This window comes from Streptosporangium amethystogenes subsp. fukuiense (assembly GCF_042665875.1).
In the GTDB taxonomy this organism is placed as follows: domain Bacteria; phylum Actinomycetota; class Actinomycetes; order Streptosporangiales; family Streptosporangiaceae; genus Streptosporangium; species Streptosporangium fukuiense.
This window is the reverse complement of the sequence record NZ_JBHTEE010000001.1, coordinates 8,175,076-8,189,847: the sequence shown is the minus strand read 5'-3', so window position 1 is coordinate 8,189,847 and position 14,772 is coordinate 8,175,076. Positions and strand designations below refer to the sequence as shown.

At 67.2% G+C, this 14,772-nt stretch carries 15 protein-coding genes; 7 read left to right on the top strand and 8 right to left on the bottom strand.

Features of this window, described 5'->3' with window-relative positions; genetic code table 11:
* The first annotated feature begins 44 nt into the window (after positions 1-44).
* Complete coding sequence (locus ACFQVD_RS36485; protein ID WP_343965675.1) at positions 45-590, top strand: RNA polymerase sigma factor; 546 nt, start codon at positions 45-47, stop codon at positions 588-590.
* Positions 587-1,264, top strand: a complete 678-nt coding sequence (locus ACFQVD_RS36480; RefSeq protein ID WP_343965673.1) for a hypothetical protein — start codon at positions 587-589, stop codon at positions 1,262-1,264. The genes ACFQVD_RS36485 and ACFQVD_RS36480 overlap by 4 nt, the downstream gene beginning before the upstream one ends.
* Positions 1,265-1,375: 111 nt before the next feature.
* On the opposite strand, the gene ACFQVD_RS36475 is transcribed toward ACFQVD_RS36480, so the two are convergent.
* Positions 1,376-2,524, bottom strand: coding sequence for an epoxide hydrolase family protein (locus ACFQVD_RS36475; RefSeq protein ID WP_343965671.1), 1,149 nt, complete (start codon positions 2,522-2,524; stop codon positions 1,376-1,378).
* A gap of 62 nt (positions 2,525-2,586) precedes the next feature.
* Between ACFQVD_RS36475 and ACFQVD_RS36470 the strand changes: the two genes are divergently transcribed.
* On the top strand, positions 2,587-3,525 hold the full coding sequence (locus ACFQVD_RS36470; protein WP_343965669.1) for a helix-turn-helix transcriptional regulator: 939 nt from the start codon (positions 2,587-2,589) through the stop codon (positions 3,523-3,525).
* 26 nt (positions 3,526-3,551) lie between these two features.
* Here the strand turns inward: ACFQVD_RS36470 and ACFQVD_RS36465 are convergent, their stop codons facing one another.
* Together ACFQVD_RS36465 and ACFQVD_RS36460 are read right to left on the bottom strand one after the other, a co-directional pair.
* A complete protein-coding gene (locus tag ACFQVD_RS36465) occupies positions 3,552-4,319 on the bottom strand; it encodes a hypothetical protein (protein WP_343965667.1) in 768 nt (255 codons plus the stop codon).
* The gene (locus tag ACFQVD_RS36460) at positions 4,316-4,705 is read right to left on the bottom strand and encodes a hypothetical protein (RefSeq protein WP_343965665.1); all 390 of its coding nucleotides are present in this window, start codon (positions 4,703-4,705) and stop codon (positions 4,316-4,318) included. Before ACFQVD_RS36460 ends, ACFQVD_RS36465 begins: the two co-directional genes overlap by 4 nt.
* A gap of 165 nt (positions 4,706-4,870) precedes the next feature.
* Between ACFQVD_RS36460 and ACFQVD_RS36455 the strand changes: the two genes are divergently transcribed.
* Together ACFQVD_RS36455 and ACFQVD_RS36450 are read left to right on the top strand one after the other, a co-directional pair.
* A complete protein-coding gene (locus ACFQVD_RS36455; protein ID WP_343965663.1) occupies positions 4,871-5,647 on the top strand; it encodes a CAP domain-containing protein in 777 nt (258 codons plus the stop codon).
* Positions 5,648-5,825: 178 nt separating this feature from the next.
* Positions 5,826-6,329 (top strand): DinB family protein, encoded by a 504-nt coding sequence (locus tag ACFQVD_RS36450; protein WP_343965661.1) that lies wholly within the window; start codon positions 5,826-5,828, stop codon positions 6,327-6,329.
* 176 nt (positions 6,330-6,505) lie between these two features.
* Here the strand turns inward: ACFQVD_RS36450 and ACFQVD_RS36445 are convergent, their stop codons facing one another.
* The 5 genes from ACFQVD_RS36445 to ACFQVD_RS36425 form a co-directional block, all read right to left on the bottom strand.
* Positions 6,506-8,197 (bottom strand): serine/threonine-protein kinase, encoded by a 1,692-nt coding sequence (locus ACFQVD_RS36445; protein WP_343965659.1) that lies wholly within the window; start codon positions 8,195-8,197, stop codon positions 6,506-6,508.
* Positions 8,198-8,507: 310 nt separating this feature from the next.
* Entirely contained in the window at positions 8,508-9,236 is a 729-nt protein-coding gene (locus ACFQVD_RS36440; RefSeq protein ID WP_343965657.1) for a glyoxalase, read from the bottom strand.
* Positions 9,237-9,472: 236 nt separating this feature from the next.
* Positions 9,473-10,144 (bottom strand): hypothetical protein, encoded by a 672-nt coding sequence (locus tag ACFQVD_RS36435; RefSeq protein ID WP_343965655.1) that lies wholly within the window; start codon positions 10,142-10,144, stop codon positions 9,473-9,475.
* Between the two features lie 191 nt (positions 10,145-10,335).
* Positions 10,336-12,180, bottom strand: coding sequence for a caspase, EACC1-associated type (locus tag ACFQVD_RS36430; RefSeq protein ID WP_343965653.1), 1,845 nt, complete (start codon positions 12,178-12,180; stop codon positions 10,336-10,338).
* Between the two features lie 2 nt (positions 12,181-12,182).
* The gene (locus ACFQVD_RS36425; protein WP_343965651.1) at positions 12,183-12,542 is read right to left on the bottom strand and encodes an effector-associated constant component EACC1; all 360 of its coding nucleotides are present in this window, start codon (positions 12,540-12,542) and stop codon (positions 12,183-12,185) included.
* A gap of 467 nt (positions 12,543-13,009) precedes the next feature.
* On the opposite strand from ACFQVD_RS36425, the gene ACFQVD_RS36420 reads away from it, so the two are divergent.
* Together ACFQVD_RS36420 and ACFQVD_RS36415 are read left to right on the top strand one after the other, a co-directional pair.
* Positions 13,010-13,858 (top strand): hypothetical protein, encoded by an 849-nt coding sequence (locus ACFQVD_RS36420; RefSeq protein WP_343965649.1) that lies wholly within the window; start codon positions 13,010-13,012, stop codon positions 13,856-13,858.
* Positions 13,859-13,866: 8 nt separating this feature from the next.
* Positions 13,867-14,559 (top strand): hypothetical protein, encoded by a 693-nt coding sequence (locus tag ACFQVD_RS36415; protein WP_343965647.1) that lies wholly within the window; start codon positions 13,867-13,869, stop codon positions 14,557-14,559.
* Positions 14,560-14,772 lie beyond the last annotated feature (213 nt).

Below are 14,772 nucleotides of genomic sequence, written 5' to 3'. Positions count from 1 at the left end.
CCCAAGTAGAGGTGTAAGGGCGAACGACGAAGGGAGCGAGGCCAGTGCGCCTCAGTGAGGATCCCGTGGCCTTCGAGGCCTTCTACCGCCGCCACGTCGACGCTGTCATGCGGTTCGTCGTACGCCGGGTGAGCGACCCCCACCTGGCCGCCGACCTGACCGCTGACACCTTCCTGGCGGCCCTGGACTCGGCGAACACCTACCGGCCAGGCCGGGGCAGCGAGATCGGGTGGCTGTACGGCGTGGCGCGCAACGTCGTGTCGGCACACCATCGCAGGGCGGCGCGCGAGATGCGGGCGAACGGCCGCGTCGCGGGCAGGCGAATGATGGACGACAACGATCTCGTCCGGATGGAGGAGCGGATCGACGCCGAACGCCAGACGCGGCGCGCTCTGGAGGCGATGGCCGGCCTGTCCGAGGGCGAGCGGGCCGTGCTGGAGCTCGTGGCGATCGACCAGCTCACCGTCACGGAAGCCGCCGCCGCCCTGGGCATCGGCAAGGTCACCGCACGAGTCCGGTTACACCGGGCCAGACGCGCCCTGGAAAACGTCGCTTCGCCGTCGGCCGTGTACGTGAAGGGAGAAGCGTGAACGGCAACTTTGAAGAGCGCCTGCTCAGTGCGCTCAAGGAAGAGATCACCACAAGGAGGGCGGAGGAGAACATGACCGTTCGGACACCGGTGCGCCACGTCCCGAACCGCCGCTTCCTGGGGCTGTCCGCCGCGGTCGCGGGGGTCGCGGCGGCCACCACGGGGGCGCTCATCCTGTTCGGCGGAGCCGGTACGCCGGCCTACGCGGTGGACAGGGGCGCGGACGGGTCGGTCGAGGTGCGGATCAACGAGTTCCGCGACCCCGGCGAGTTGCAGGCCGAGCTCGCCGACGCGGGCGTCAGGGCGGTGGTCGACTACCTGCCCGACGGCCAGACCTGCCGGCCCTCCCGGGGTGAGCCGGCGGGTGCGGGCGGGCAGATGCGGGTCGGCGTCGGCGAGGACGGCAAGGGGATCGCGTTCAAGATCGAAAAGGAGCAGGTCGGTGCGGACCGGACGCTGGTCCTGGCGATCACCGTCGACCGGGCCGGAGCGGACAGGCCCCCCGTGGCGACCTCGCTGCAGGTGGTCAAGGGGACGGTCGCGCCCTGCGAGGCGACCTCCCTGCCCCTTCCCGCCGACTCGTCCACCGACTCGTCCACCGGCGAGGGCCCCGCTCACCACACCGAGAGCGGCGGCCAGGACGACGGTCCCAGCCTGAACACCGGCACCGGCTGACGCCGTTGGACCAGGCCCGGCGGCCTCCCCGAGCAGCCAGGCCGCCGGGCCGACGTCATGCGCGGGACAGATTCCTCCCCTGCCCCGCCCTGCGTGGAAGGCGGACCGCCGCTACCGGGGTCGCACTGTCCGGAAGAACTCGCGGATGTCCGAGACCAGCAGGTCCGGGGCCTGGAGTGAGGCGAAGTGGCCGCCGCGGGGGTGCCGCGACCAGTGGGTGATCGTGTTCGACAGCTCCGCCAGCCCGCGGATCGCCCGGTCACCGGGGAAGTTCGCCACACCCGTCGGAACCGGTGCGGGCTCGGGACGTGGGCCCCACGACTCCGGTCCGGCCTCACGGTAGAGCCGGGCGGCCGATCCCGCGGTCGCGGTCAGCCAGAAGATCGTGACATTGGTCAGGATGACGTCGCGGTCGATCGGGGTCTGCTCGGTCCGGGCGGGGTCCCAGTCCACGAACCACTCCAGGTTCCACGCGAGCTGACCGGCCGGGGAGTCGTTGAGCGCGTACGCCAGGGTCTGCGGCCGGTTGGCCATCTGGGTGGCGTAGCCGGAGCGGCCGTACCACCACCTCTGGTTCTGCCCGGCCTGCTCCCGGTCCGCCTCGGAGAGCGCGCCCAGCTCGCTGGGATCGACCGCTGTCGCGGCGTTGGCCAGCGCGTTCACATGGACGCCGACGACGTGCTCCGGGTCCACCCGGCCGATCGCCGGGGAGACGATGCTGCCCCAGTCGCCGCCCTGAGTGCCGTAGCGGTGGTACCCCAGCCGTCGCATCAGCTCGGCCCAGGCCCGCGCGGTGCGGTCGACCCCCCAGCCGGTCTCCCGGGTCGGCCCGGAGAACGCGAAGCCCGGCAGCGAGGGAACGACGACGTGGAAGGCGTCCGCCGGGTCCCCGCCGTGTGACCGCGGGTCGGTCAGCGGCCCGAGGATGTCCAGGAAGTCGTACACCGTGCTCGGCCACCCGTGACTGATGATCAGTGGAGTGGCGTCCGGCTCGGGCGAGCGTACGTGCAGGAAGTGGATGTTCTGCCCGTCGATCTCCGTGGTGAACTGCGGGACCTTGTTGAGGCGGGCCTCGTGCTCCCGCCAGTCGTAGCCGGTGCGCCAGTACTCGACCAGCTCGACGAGGTGGCCCCTGTTCACCCCGTAGGACCAGCCGACGCCGGGCAGTTCGTCCGGCCAGCGGGTACGGACCAGCCGGTCCCGCAGGTCGTCGAGTTCTGCCTGCGGAATATCGATGCGGAAGGGCGTTTCTGTGCTCATGCCGCCAAGAATGCGCCGTGTGTAGGACAGCTCCGTTCCTACACAGCGGCGATAGTGGAGGAATGTTGGAAACACCCGCTCGGCTGCTGCGACTGCTGTCGTTGCTGCAGACGCACCGCGACTGGTCCGGCACGGAACTCGCCGAGCGGTTGGAGGTCACCACCAGGACGGTACGCCGCGATGTCGACAGGCTCCGTGAGCTGGGGTATTCGATCCACGCCTCGATGGGCCCGGCCGGCGGTTACCGGCTCGGAGCCGGTACCTCACTGCCCCCGCTGCTACTGGACGACGAGGAGGCGGTGGCGGTCACGGTCGGGCTGCACAGTGTGGCGGGGATCGAGGAGGCCTCGCTGCGCGCCCTGACCAAGGTCGAGCAGATGCTGCCGTCCCGGTTGCGACACCGGGTCACCGCGCTGAGAGGCGCGATGGTCGCGATGCCGTCCAAGGGCGGGCCGACCGTGCGGGCGGCGGTGCTCACCGCGATCTCGGCCGCGATCCGAGCCGCCGAGACGCTGCGTTTCGACTACGTCAGCCATCACGGGGCCGAGTCCCGCCGCGACGTCGAGCCACATCGCCTCGTCTGCTGGGGGCGGAAGTGGTACCTGGTCGGCTGGGACGTCGAACGGACCGACTGGCGCACCTTCCGGGTCGACCGGATGTCCCCGCGCACGCCCAACGGCCCCCGGTTCGCCCATCGTGAACCACCCGACGGTGACGTGGCGGCCTACCTGTGCAGAACGATGGGCTTCGAGATGTGGCCGCTCCGCGCCCGGCTGCGGGTGCACGCCTCCGCGACGGACGTCGCCGGACGCGTCAGCGGACTCGTGACCCCCGTCGACGACCACACCTGCCTGCTGGAGATCGCCTCGGACTCGTTCGACCTCGTGGCGTTCACGGTGGGCGTGCTCGGCGTCGACTTCGAGGTCGAGTCACCGCCGGAACTCGCCCGGCACCTGCGTGAACTGTCCGTCCGCCTCGCAGGCGCGGCCGTCCGGACGTGACGGCGGATCGAGCCGGGCGTCCGCCGTCAGGAGCGGAATCTGTGCCTCAGCCGGAAGACGAGGTCGAAGTCGAGTCCCCTGTCGTCCCAGAACAGGCGGGCCGTGCAGGGGCGGTCGTCGAGCCTGCGGAGGGTGAACGTCAATCGGGCCGGGTCCGTGGGCATCCCCCTGGCGAGCTCCCTGAGCGGGGTGTCGTCGAAGCGGGAACCGGTGACCGAGGTGGATCCGGCGCCCGCGAGCGCGAGCCCGACCGTCGCCCCCTCGCACTCCTCGACCGCGACGGCGCCCAGGAAACCGGTGACGGGCTGTTCGGTGAGACCTGGGGAGACCTTGAACGTGGTGGTGGCGACGGCGCCGGGCGGCAACTCCCAGACGAACGCCGCCCCGCAGCCCAGGGACCTCCAGCCCAGCGGGCAGTGCGGGTTGTCCAGCGGCGTCAGGTGGCGTGGCCGGACCCCGGAGTGGTGGTCGAGGCCGGGCGCTTCCGGGATCACCAGAAGAATGAGCGGTGGGAACAGGAACGCCATGGCCAGCCCGGACAGACGCATCCAGAACCCCAGTGGCTCACCCGGGACGGCATCGGGTCGCCGCGTGTCCGGCCGGACGGGGGCGAGCCGATCCTGAAGCCGGGCGTGCCGAAACTGGTAGACCGTCCCGACCTGCCGGAGGACACCGCGCCGGTGCGCGTTGTCGATGAACCGGGGGAACCGTAGCGGGAGCCGTCCCGTCGCCGCCAGCCAGAGACGCGAGAGCAGGAACACCCCCCACGGGGTGTTCACCGCGGACGCGATCATGAAGGCCGAGCCGAAGATGGCCGCGTAGAGTCCGACCGAACGCCCGTCCCCCGCCAGCCGAGAACGGCCATCGGCGGGGCCTGCACCGGGCGCTTGGTGCTGGCCCAGCGAACCGGCAGTGGAGCCGGCCGGGACAGCGACCTGACCACGGCCCCGGCCGACCACTGGGCGTAGACACTCTCGGCGAGATCGCGCGCCGCCGCGTCGAGCCCCTGGGCGCCCCGAGTCGCGCGCCACTGCACGACCGCCAGGCTCAGACCGATCAGGCCGATGAAGGCGCCGAGGACACTGGCGAACTGGTCCGCGCTTTCCAGGCCGAGCAAGAAGAAGAGCACGCCAAGCGCCAGGAGCGCCAGAACGCCGCCGATTCCCCTGCCCCACCGCACCGAACCAACCTACGATCACGCCGGGTGCGATGTGAGGGAAATTTCGACCCCCGATAGGGGGTGAATACCCAAAAAAAGCGATCTAAAGGTCTTTAAGGGCATCGCAAGGCATTTGTAAGGCCCCCGGCCTATCACTGGAGGACACCGACGCCGAGGAGTCCCCCGATGAGCAGCCTCCTACAGCTCTCCCGCGAACAGCGGCGACCCGTGCCCGACAGTCCCGTGTCACGCCACCGGCAGGCCGCCGTCGTGACCGGCACCCTCCTGCTGGGCCTGACCGGCATCGTCTCGGCGGCACAGCCGGCGGCCGCCGCGACAGCGCCGTTGAAAGGCGCCGGAACCTGCGCGAACATCGACCTCGTCTACCGGCCCCAGTCCGCGTTCCCCGCCACCAGCCGGGGACGCTTCGACTTCAGGGCGCAGGCGACCACCATCGAGACAGCGGTCCTGTGTCTCGTCAACGCCGAACGGACCGGCCTGAAACCGCTGAAGAGATACCTCTCGCTGGGCAAATCGGGGGCTGCGACGCTCGGCACCGCCGCGGCCAGGCACGCCGCGGACGCCGTCGGACTGCGCTGGTGGGGAAAGGTGGAGCCGGGCAAGAACTGCCGCCCCGTGCAGGGCAACCCCGGCCAGTGCGACCCGCACATCAACCCGCGGACCGGCTCGACCCCGCTGAGCCGCGCCCAGGCGGTGGGCTACGATCGCCGCTGCGCCCCGTTCTCCATCAGCGAGAACACCTACGCGGGGTGGGGAACCTCTTCCGTCACACCGCGGGCGGCCGTCACCTGGTGGATGAACAGCAAGCCGCACCGCGACACCATCCTCAACCCGGCCTACACCGAGCTGCACACCAAAGTGGCCTGGGGAAGCGCGGACCCGGCCGCCGGGTCCATCACCCCGGCCATCACCTACGTACAGATGTTCGGACGCTGCGGCTGACGCCGTCGCCCTTCATGCCGAGCCGCCCGGCAACGGACCTTGAGAGTCGGCGGCCAACAGCGGGGCCGAATCGCACGCTGTACCGAGCCTGAGAGCCGGGCGTCACAGCAGGTCGTATCGTGTCGTTCCGCGGCCACGAATCCAAGACGGCACTTCGCGGGCAGGAGAATTGTGAGCGATGACTGACGACCGTGTTCCCCCTCCCTTTCTCGGCGACGAGCGCACCATGCTGAACAACTGGCTCGACTGGCATCGCGAGACCCTGGCCGTCAAGTGCGCGGGGCTCTCGGAGGAGCGACTTCGCCAACGCTCCGCACCGCCGTCGACGCTGTCGCTGCTCGGCCTGGTCCGCCACATGGCATACGTGGAGCGCGCCTGGTTCCGCCACGTGCTGAACGACGAGGACGTCCCTCGCCTTTACCAGACCGACGACCCCGACGCCGAGTTCAACGACGTGGACACCGCCTCCGCCGAGGAGGCTTTCGCCACCTGGCGGGCCGAGATCGAGCACGCCCGCAGGCTCTCGGCCGAGGTGCCGCTGGACGCCGTCGGAAAGCGGCAGCGCCACGGGCAGGACTGCTCCCACCGCTGGATCCTCGTCCACATGATCGAGGAGTATGCCCGGCACAACGGCCACGCCGACCTGCTGCGCGAGCGGATCGACGGCGTCACCGGCGAATAACCCGATCCCCCGCCACGACCACGCAAAGGCTCCCGTCCGGACGACGAGCACGAGATCACCCTGCGGCTCGACTCCGGGCAGGCCGGCCACCGCTACGCCGCGACCGGCACGGCACCGGGATCTCCACCGGCAGGGGGCCGGGGTTCAGGCGGCCGGAGCCGTCCGGCGCTCCGGAACTACCAGAACACCCAGGGACTCTCGCTGCCCCCGCCGAAGGCGGAGGTGCCGCTCCTGCGCCAGCGTTGCCGGACGTTGAGTTTCGCCCCCACGCGCTGAGCGGTGACGGTGAACGGGCCGCAGGTGGCGACCGCGCCGTCGGCGGCCGGTGACAGACCGGTGCAGATCATGGGCTGGGCCACGTTGCTGTCGGCGTCGGTGTTGTACAGCTGGACATGTACGTCCGAGCGCACATCGGCGGCGCCCCGGATACGGCCGAGGAGATGGAAGACGTCACCGACCAGGGCCATGCAGGGTGACATCTGCGTGCCGGTGCCGTCTCCGGTGGAGATCCACGACCTGCACCGCCACTGGGGTTGCGGCTGTTCGGAGGCGGGGGTGTCCGCCGGTCCCTCGTCTTCCGGGGTGACCTCCGTCTTCGGCCGGGTGGATTTCGGCGACGGTCTGGCGGTGGCCTCGTCCTTCTCGGCGGGCTCGGCGGCGGTGATCGGCGGGGTGCTGGATATCGGCTTGGGCTTGGGCTTGGGCTTGGGGAGCGGGGACTCCTTCGAGGAGGTGGCGTCGGCTTGCGGGCTCGGCGGTGTGTTCCGGGCCGTCGTCGGAGCCAGGGCGGCCGCGGCCGTGGCAGGCTCTGCCGACGGGGTGAGAGCGGCCTCGCCGGAGGAGTTCACCACCAGGGCCACCGCGGCTGAGGCGGCCAGCGCGGTCGTGACCGCCGCCGCGCCGATCAGGCGCCGCCTGGGCCGTGATCGTGACTCGGGCCGGGGACGAGGCGATGTGACGACCATGTCGGGGGCCACGTCGGGGGCCAGGGGTTCGCGGGTGATCGCGGGGTCGGCCGTCCGGCTGATCGGGGGAAGCGCGGGCAGGCCGGCCAGGGCCGGCACCAGGGCGTGTGCGGTCGCGGCCACGTGGTCGATGGAGGGCCGCCGCGCCGGATCTTTCGCGACACAGGTGGTGATCATCGACCAGACGGCATCGGGCATCCCGGCCAGTCTGCGTGGGGCCGAGATCGCGTGCTGGCGCAACACGGCCATCGGATGGTCGCCGACGAAGGGCGGGCGTCCGGCCAGCAACTCGTACAGCACCAGGCCTATCGCGTAGACGTCCACGGCGGGGGTGGCAGAGTGCCCATCGGCCACTTCGGGCGCCAGGTAGGAAGGAGTACCGAGGATCAAGCTGGTCTGGGTCAGGCTGGGGCCGTGCGCGAGACGCGCCACGCCGAAGTCGGTCAGCCGTGCCTGTCCGGCGGCATCGACCAGGACGTTCTCCGGTTTGACGTCACGGTGAACCACGCCGTGGGCATGAGCGTGCGTCAGCGCGTCGGCGATCTGGCCGACCAGGCGTACGGCCTCGGCGGGAGGTAGTGAGCCACGCTCACGCAGCAGCGCCCGTAGATCCTTGCCGTCGACGAGATCCATCACCAGGGCGAGCTGGTCGCCGCCCATGACGAAGTCGCGCATCGTGACAATGTGGGAATGGCGCAGCGCGCGCAGCACATTGCGCTCCTGCACGAACCGCAGCACCAAGCCGTCGTCGGCGCTGAGGTTCTTGTGCAGGACCTTCACCGCCACCGGCTCGCCGGTGACCACCGAACGGGCTCTCCACACCGTGCCCATTCCCCCGGTGCCGATCTCTCCCAGCAGCTCGTACCGGCCGGCGAGTAGCGCCTCGATACCGTCAGCCGTCACGCGTGCCCCCTTCGCCCCACCAGGCGAGCTATCAAATTAACGAATCACTCGAAAATAGGAAAAATGGCGATTTATTGCTGGATCACCCCGCAGGACCAGCTCACCGGACCGATCGATCCATTCATGATGAACGGCAGCCCAGGCGGCGGACAAGCTCTGCGAGAGGACACACTCCGCCGAGTCAAGATCATAGAACGCGATGGCGCGTAAATGAACACCGACTTTCGTCTCTCGACCGGTCAACCACAGCGTCCGTCCGGACGGCCGAACCCCGCGTCGATGCCGGTGCTGTTGGGCGGTTCGATCCTCTTCAGGGAAGCCATTCCCGCAGTCCGGGGAGATGCCCGAGTTCCGACTCGATGCGCTGCCGGTCGTCGGCGGTGAACTCCAGGCCGCGCAGATCGGCGGCCCACGGATCGGTGGGCTCGCCGAGGACCGTGGCCAGGTCGATGAGGTGGCACAGGGCGATGCCCCGCTCGACCACCGGAGCCTCCGCGCCGTGTTTGCGCACCGCGGACTTGAGCGCGCGGAAAGCCTGCAGATCGTCGTTCTTGAACTCACGCAGGATCCGGGCGTTGTCGAGCGCCCTGGCCAGGCCCGTCAGCTTCTTCGAGCCGCCGTACTCCACTTCGGCCGGCTCGTCGCGCTGGATGAATATGATCGAGTTCCCGGACGGGTCCATCAGTGTGAACCGGGACGCGCCCGGCCGGTAGCGGGTGATCCGGGGAAGGCCGGAACTCAGCACCTTCCCGTAGACCCGGCGCATCGCCGCGACGAACGCCGCGTGGTACGGCGCCACGGCGTCGACCATGACCAGGCAGGCCCCGGACTCCTCCCGGGCCGGATCCAGCCCCTTGGGTGCCGGGCCGAAGTGCAGTTGGAATCCGCTCAACCGCAACGCCAGATAGACATAGGGCTTGCCCTGTTTGTAGGTGACTTCGAACCCCAGCGTCTCGTAGAACGCCAGGGTGTCCTCCACCGACGCGCACGGCATCAGCGGCACCGTCGTCTCATTCGGCTGAAGCGCGGCCTCACTCATGTCATATACCCCTCCAGATCGTCCGGCGACACTGACATTTTTCGGCGAAGCTCGCACATGGATCGTTCCAATCGCCATCGCCGGGCGCCTGATCCACGGCGGCGACGACTCCGGCTCCGCATCGCCGCCCGATGGCCCTGGGCCACGCAGCTCATCACCACCGGCCGTCAGGCTCTGCTCACGCTCGCCCATGGGTGTTCCTCGACCGCTGAACCGGTGGTGCTCACCACGCCGAGCTAAGGGACCTCTTCTCGCAAGAGAGTCAGAAGCTCTTCACGCTTGTAGGCCCAGAGGCGTGCAACCTCGCCTGGATTCCGCAGATCGTCGATCAGCGCCAAATGCCTGGCCAGCTGGCTTTCGACCCCGGCCTGATGGGCCTCGCCCTTCCCCGAGGAGATCCACTCGGACAGCTCTGCGATGTTCTCGGCCAAGTTGTCACTCGCACCTGTCGTGAGCTTCCACCGCAGCCAACCTGTCCCTTTGAGGAGGACGCGAGCACGGTCGGTGGCGTAGGAGAGCCCCGGTGTGGCGGATCGGAGGAGCTCTGCGGACTCGAGTGCCAACAGGGCCCTCACCAAGCCCACGTCCTCCTCGGACCAGTCGGCCGGCTTGAGCGCGGGGACGTCGTCACCGGCCTGGGCCCGCTTGACGTCCCTCGCCGCGTTGATCCATTTCGAAGCAGCATCGGCGTCTATGTTGGCCCGTGCCGCGAGTCTGCTCGCACCCAGTTCGAGAATGTGGTCGGCGGTGGCCACACCTGCGCCAAGCAGCGCCATGGGGTTCACGTTGGCATGCTTGCGCAGGAGGCCGGTCACCGGAGTGTTGCTCAGCCTGTCCTGAATACTTCGCTTCTTCTTGGCATTCCGCGCCTTGAAGGCGTTCAACTGCGCACCCTTGTACAAGGCCATGATCTGTTTGAGGATCGGGGGTTCTTTAGCGATTTGAAGCTTCAGCCACTGACGGGCCGCATTACGATCCAAGTTCTGTCCGGGTACCGATGTAGGATCCGGCCGCGCACCAGCACTCACAGGCCCTCCAAGTAGGTCACAGTCAAAGGTCACCCCCAACGACCGGCCGGGGCTGCCGATCAGCGGCTGGTTCAGGCCGATCCCGCAGCCCGAACCTGGTCCTGCCAGTACTTGGCTTCGTCCGAGCGGCCACGTCTTTCGAGGACGAGTCCCAGCACGGTCATCGCCGGGATCCGACCTGCCTCGGCTAACGGCCGGCACAGTTGCTCGATCTCGTCCCATTCGCCTCGCGTGACGAGTAGTCCGGCCAGAGCCAGCACCCCTTGGTCGAAACCGGCCCGGATACTTCTCCGGTAGCAGTCCTCTGCGGCGGCCGTGTCACCGGCCTCCTCATACAGCTTGCCCATGGCGACCATGCCCCGGCCATTGCCCTGTTCAGACGCGCGAAGGAACCAACGCGCGGCATCGTCCACGTTGCCGGCCCTCTGAAGTTCGTCTCCCAGGCGAACCATCCCATCATCACTTCCAGCCTCCGCAGCCTTGCGGAACCACTGGATCGCCTCCGCCCGCTCGTCTCTCTCAAGAGCCTGAGACCCCAGGTTGATCATTGCGCTTGGCTCGCCGGCAGCCGCTGCCCTGTAGTACCAAGCGTCGGCTTCACTCTGCCGACCTCGATCAGCACTCATCAGTCCCAGGCACGTCCAACCGACCGCGTCCCCCGTACCCGCCGCGCGCAGGTACCACGAGGTGGCCCCGATTTCGTCGTCTCGCCGGTCGAACAAGGCGCCCAAAGCGATCATCGCTCCCGTGCGGCCGGCTTCGGCGGACTTCCGATACCACCGCTCGGCCTCGTTGACATCTCCGCGCTTCTCTGCGAGGCGGCCTATGCCTTCCATCGCGATCGGCTGGTCGAACTCGGCCGCTTCGCGGTACCACGAATCTGCTTCGCGTAACTTTCCCTGTCTTTCAAGCCACGCCCCCAGGGCGATCATCCCCGTTGCGTTACCTTTTTCGGCCGACTCGCGGTACCACCGCTCGGCACGCGCCCAGTCACCTCGATCCGCACAGAGAGAGCCCAACATGAGCATCGCGCCGGTGTTGCCCGCCGAGACCGATCGCCGATAAAGGCGTTCCGCCTCGTCAGGCCTGCCGTTTTCCTCCAGGCGGGAGCCCATCCGGTAGACCTCGTTCGGATCGGTGAGGTCGACCGGGTCCTCGGCGCCTACCGGGCGCCAGGAGGCATTGCGTACCAGCGACAGCCGACCAATGGTGTCGCTGCTGCTGACTCTCGGTTCCGGCAGACCCGCACTGCGCAGTCGGAGCTGCAGCTGCTCGTGCAGTGTCGCGATGTCGATCAGTTCAGGGCCGCCGGCCACACCGCTCCTGAGCACGTCAACAAGGTTCCCGGTGTATGCGGTGAATGCCGCACCGGCCGGAGCCTTCGCAAGCTCGTTATTCTTCGTAGCGGTCAGCACGCAGGTACCACGGATGTCGAGCTGGCCGGCGACGTGCGCGACACCCCCGCTCATGAATCCGTGGGCAAGCCCGCTAAAGCAGCAGTCGAGCACGACAACCTTGCGACGCGCACCGGAGGACAACATGGCCCGCCGCAAATCATCGTAGGCGAGCGAGGTGAAGTGCGGCCGGTGCTGCAGCGTATGCGACGTTGCCAGGTAGAGACGTCCATCAAAATTTGGATCAATAAGCCCATGCCCGGCAAAGTAAACAAACAGCATGTCGGTCGCTCTGATAGCGATATCCTCGACCTGGAGCGCCAACTCTTGAGCGTTCGTCGGATCCTGGATAACCACACAGTGATCATCCAAGAGGCCTCCGACGAGGGGGTCGGTGAGAATTTCATGGAGCGCGTCGAGGTTGTTCGGCACCGCAGGAAAATCCCCGAGCCCGTCATCCTTGGGATAAGTACTCACTCCGATGAGGCACGCCCAGCTCCTGTCCGGATCCGGCATCACCATCGCTACTCTCCTGCAGCCTTGTGCAGCGCCTCAATGATTGCGAGCGGGTCCTTGATCCGTTTTCCGTCCAACTGGACGGTTCCCTCTTTGCCGCGGATTGTAAGCTTCAGGTCTGATGTGCGGTGCTGGATCCACACGCTCAACGACCTAGCCAGCACAGCACCCGCGCCGCCCGCACCACCGGCACCCAGTGCTACAAAGAGCACATCGCTCACGACGCCCATCTCGTCCGGCGCCGGCGGTGCCGGCGCCAACCGCACAGTGGTGCTCGGTAAGTCGTCGTCGCGTTGAAGCCAGCGGTACAACGACCGGATCTCGGCTCCAATGTCCGGAGCACCTAACACACTGATGGCGATGTCCACGAGACCTCCGGCGACAGACGCATTCCAATTACTCTAACTTTACGCCAGAGTCAGCGGCTTCCGTGGCAGAAGTACATAAAGGCACTACAATCGCGCCAGGCCGATCGGAGAACAGCGGGGAATCACGGTGAACCCATCAGCCCCGATACAGCTGTTCGCCCAGCTCCCCCAAAGGTCAGCCCACAACACCCCGACTTCCCAAGCCGATGGCTCTTGCACAGCAGGGCAGGGTGCGGTCACCAGGCGATCCGTCGACGGCGGAGGGGGCCATTGAGACATGATCACAAGCCAGGATGTGACAGGGACCGAGGTTCAGGAGGCGAGAATCGGCCCGACCTCGTGTGATCCGCGGTAAACGGCTGGACAGAGTCACAGCCCATGGCTGTAATGAAGGCGATACTTTTGGCGATGTCGGTGCGGGGACGCACTAGAGACTTCATCCACAGGCCCCTCCAGCGAGAGCAGCGATGCCGAAATCCAAGAAGAAGAGCGCTGCTCGCCCACAAGTGCGACAAGTCCGCCAGGACACGCAAACCGCGGACGGCCCGTCCGACGACCCTCCGCCGAAAAGCCTGGTTGAGAAAATACTCTCCGGCCCTCGCTTCATTCTTGCCACCGCACTGACCGTGGCAATCGGCGCAGCCATTCCCAAGATAGTGGAGATATCCTCGGAGCGATTTCTCCCTGAAATCCATGCCGTGGCCAAAGAGGATGACACCAACATCAACGACTGGTCTCAATCGACTGCGGACGCCATCGACTTCAAGACGGCACGGCAACTGTCCGGCGATGGTGACGTCTTCAACGACCCCGCCATCAAAGCACGCCTGGTCAAAACCAACCTTCAGGGGGTGAAGCTGATCATCGAAGGATCTCGAACGGAGGCCGTCAGAATTGTCGGCATGCGGGCCAGAGTCCTGAAGGTCGCACCGGTTGTATCGGGAACACTGTTCCAGTACGGCCCCCAGGGAGGGGAGAAGAGCTTGCGGGTGGCCTTCGACCTGAAGTCGCCGAATCCCATCGCACGGGAAGTGCTGAATTCCTCCTTTCGGGGCCTCAGGCTCGGCGCGTATTACTTCGCCACACAGAGCGAACTGCTCAAAAAGGGTGAATCCAAGGTGTTCGAGATAACCACCGTCGCAGGCCCGCATACGTACGAGTGGGACATCCAGATAGACCTGGCGGCACAGGGCAGAACCTGGTCGATATACCGCCCGGAAAAACCTTTTCGCGTTTCAGGGTTGTCCCAGCGGTACGTCAACAAGTACGAGTTCAACCTGGGACCCAACCGCTGGGATCGCACTAAAAATAAGTGAGGCGGGACATGAAGGTGAGCACCGGCCTCCGCGTGGCCGTACTTGCGCTCTCCGGGCTGATCTCCTTCGCCCTGTCGCAGTATGTGCTGCGCGAAGCGACGCCGGAAATCTCGGAGAGCGGCGCAGGCGTCAACATACATTCAAAATCCGAGCTGCTGCAGCTGCTCCCCGGACTGGGGGACGTCGCCGGGCTGGCGGGAACGTCGGAAACCAGTTGGATGGACGTTTTCGGCGACTCAAGCCTGTACGACTGCATCCCAAGTCTGAACGAAAGTGCCGTCGACGTTGCTCCACCGTCCATCGAGACGATATTCACGATGGAGCAAAGAAGCGTGGTGTCCGTTGAATTCGGCCGCATCGCGCCGTCCGACGTTCAAAAGGCTCAGGACTCGCTCCGCGAGCCGAAAGAACTCTGCTCCGAAAGAGGTTCGCGCTTCGGAGAGTACGGAACCGAAGGCCTCTGGACGTTCACCCGGCACTCTTCCCCGCCTTTGGGTAACGCTTCGCTCGCGTACGAATACAGCTACCGGCCGGACTCGGAGGGGGTTGAGAGCAGCGCGGGAAGAGTGGTGTACGCGATCTCCAACGGCTGGGGCATAACCGCTGTTACCGATGAGGCATCGGGCGAGGCACTGAATTTACTGCTGCCTCGAATACTGGCCGGCCTGGACAGGGCGGTCGGCACAAAGTTCTTGCGCTGAACGGCTTCGGCCGTTCCGGAGAGACCGCTCACCCCGAAGGCTTCTCCCCCTGCCCCGCGGTCGATCGCGAACGACGCCCAGCCCATGATCTCGGCGGTCAGGGAGTGCGGCGCTCCTCAGGAAAGCCACTCCTGCGGTCCGGGAAGATGCCCGAGTTCCGACTCGATTGGATCGCACCGGTCCCGAAGCACGCCTGAGACATCACGGAGGCTG

Coding starts and splice junctions, on each gene's coding strand:
- ACFQVD_RS36475 (WP_343965671.1), bottom strand. CDS start 2,524: ATGAGCACAGAAACGCCCTTCCGCATCGATATTCCGCAGGCAGAACTC.
- ACFQVD_RS36470 (WP_343965669.1), top strand. CDS start 2,587: ATGTTGGAAACACCCGCTCGGCTGCTGCGACTGCTGTCGTTGCTGCAG.
- ACFQVD_RS36465 (WP_343965667.1), bottom strand. CDS start 4,319: ATGATCGCGTCCGCGGTGAACACCCCGTGGGGGGTGTTCCTGCTCTCG.
- ACFQVD_RS36455 (WP_343965663.1), top strand. CDS start 4,871: ATGAGCAGCCTCCTACAGCTCTCCCGCGAACAGCGGCGACCCGTGCCC.
- ACFQVD_RS36450 (WP_343965661.1), top strand. CDS start 5,826: ATGACTGACGACCGTGTTCCCCCTCCCTTTCTCGGCGACGAGCGCACC.
- ACFQVD_RS36440 (WP_343965657.1), bottom strand. CDS start 9,236: ATGAGTGAGGCCGCGCTTCAGCCGAATGAGACGACGGTGCCGCTGATG.
- ACFQVD_RS36435 (WP_343965655.1), bottom strand. CDS start 10,144: ATGGCCTTGTACAAGGGTGCGCAGTTGAACGCCTTCAAGGCGCGGAAT.
- ACFQVD_RS36430 (WP_343965653.1), bottom strand. CDS start 12,180: ATGGTGATGCCGGATCCGGACAGGAGCTGGGCGTGCCTCATCGGAGTG.
- ACFQVD_RS36420 (WP_343965649.1), top strand. CDS start 13,010: ATGCCGAAATCCAAGAAGAAGAGCGCTGCTCGCCCACAAGTGCGACAA.
- ACFQVD_RS36415 (WP_343965647.1), top strand. CDS start 13,867: ATGAAGGTGAGCACCGGCCTCCGCGTGGCCGTACTTGCGCTCTCCGGG.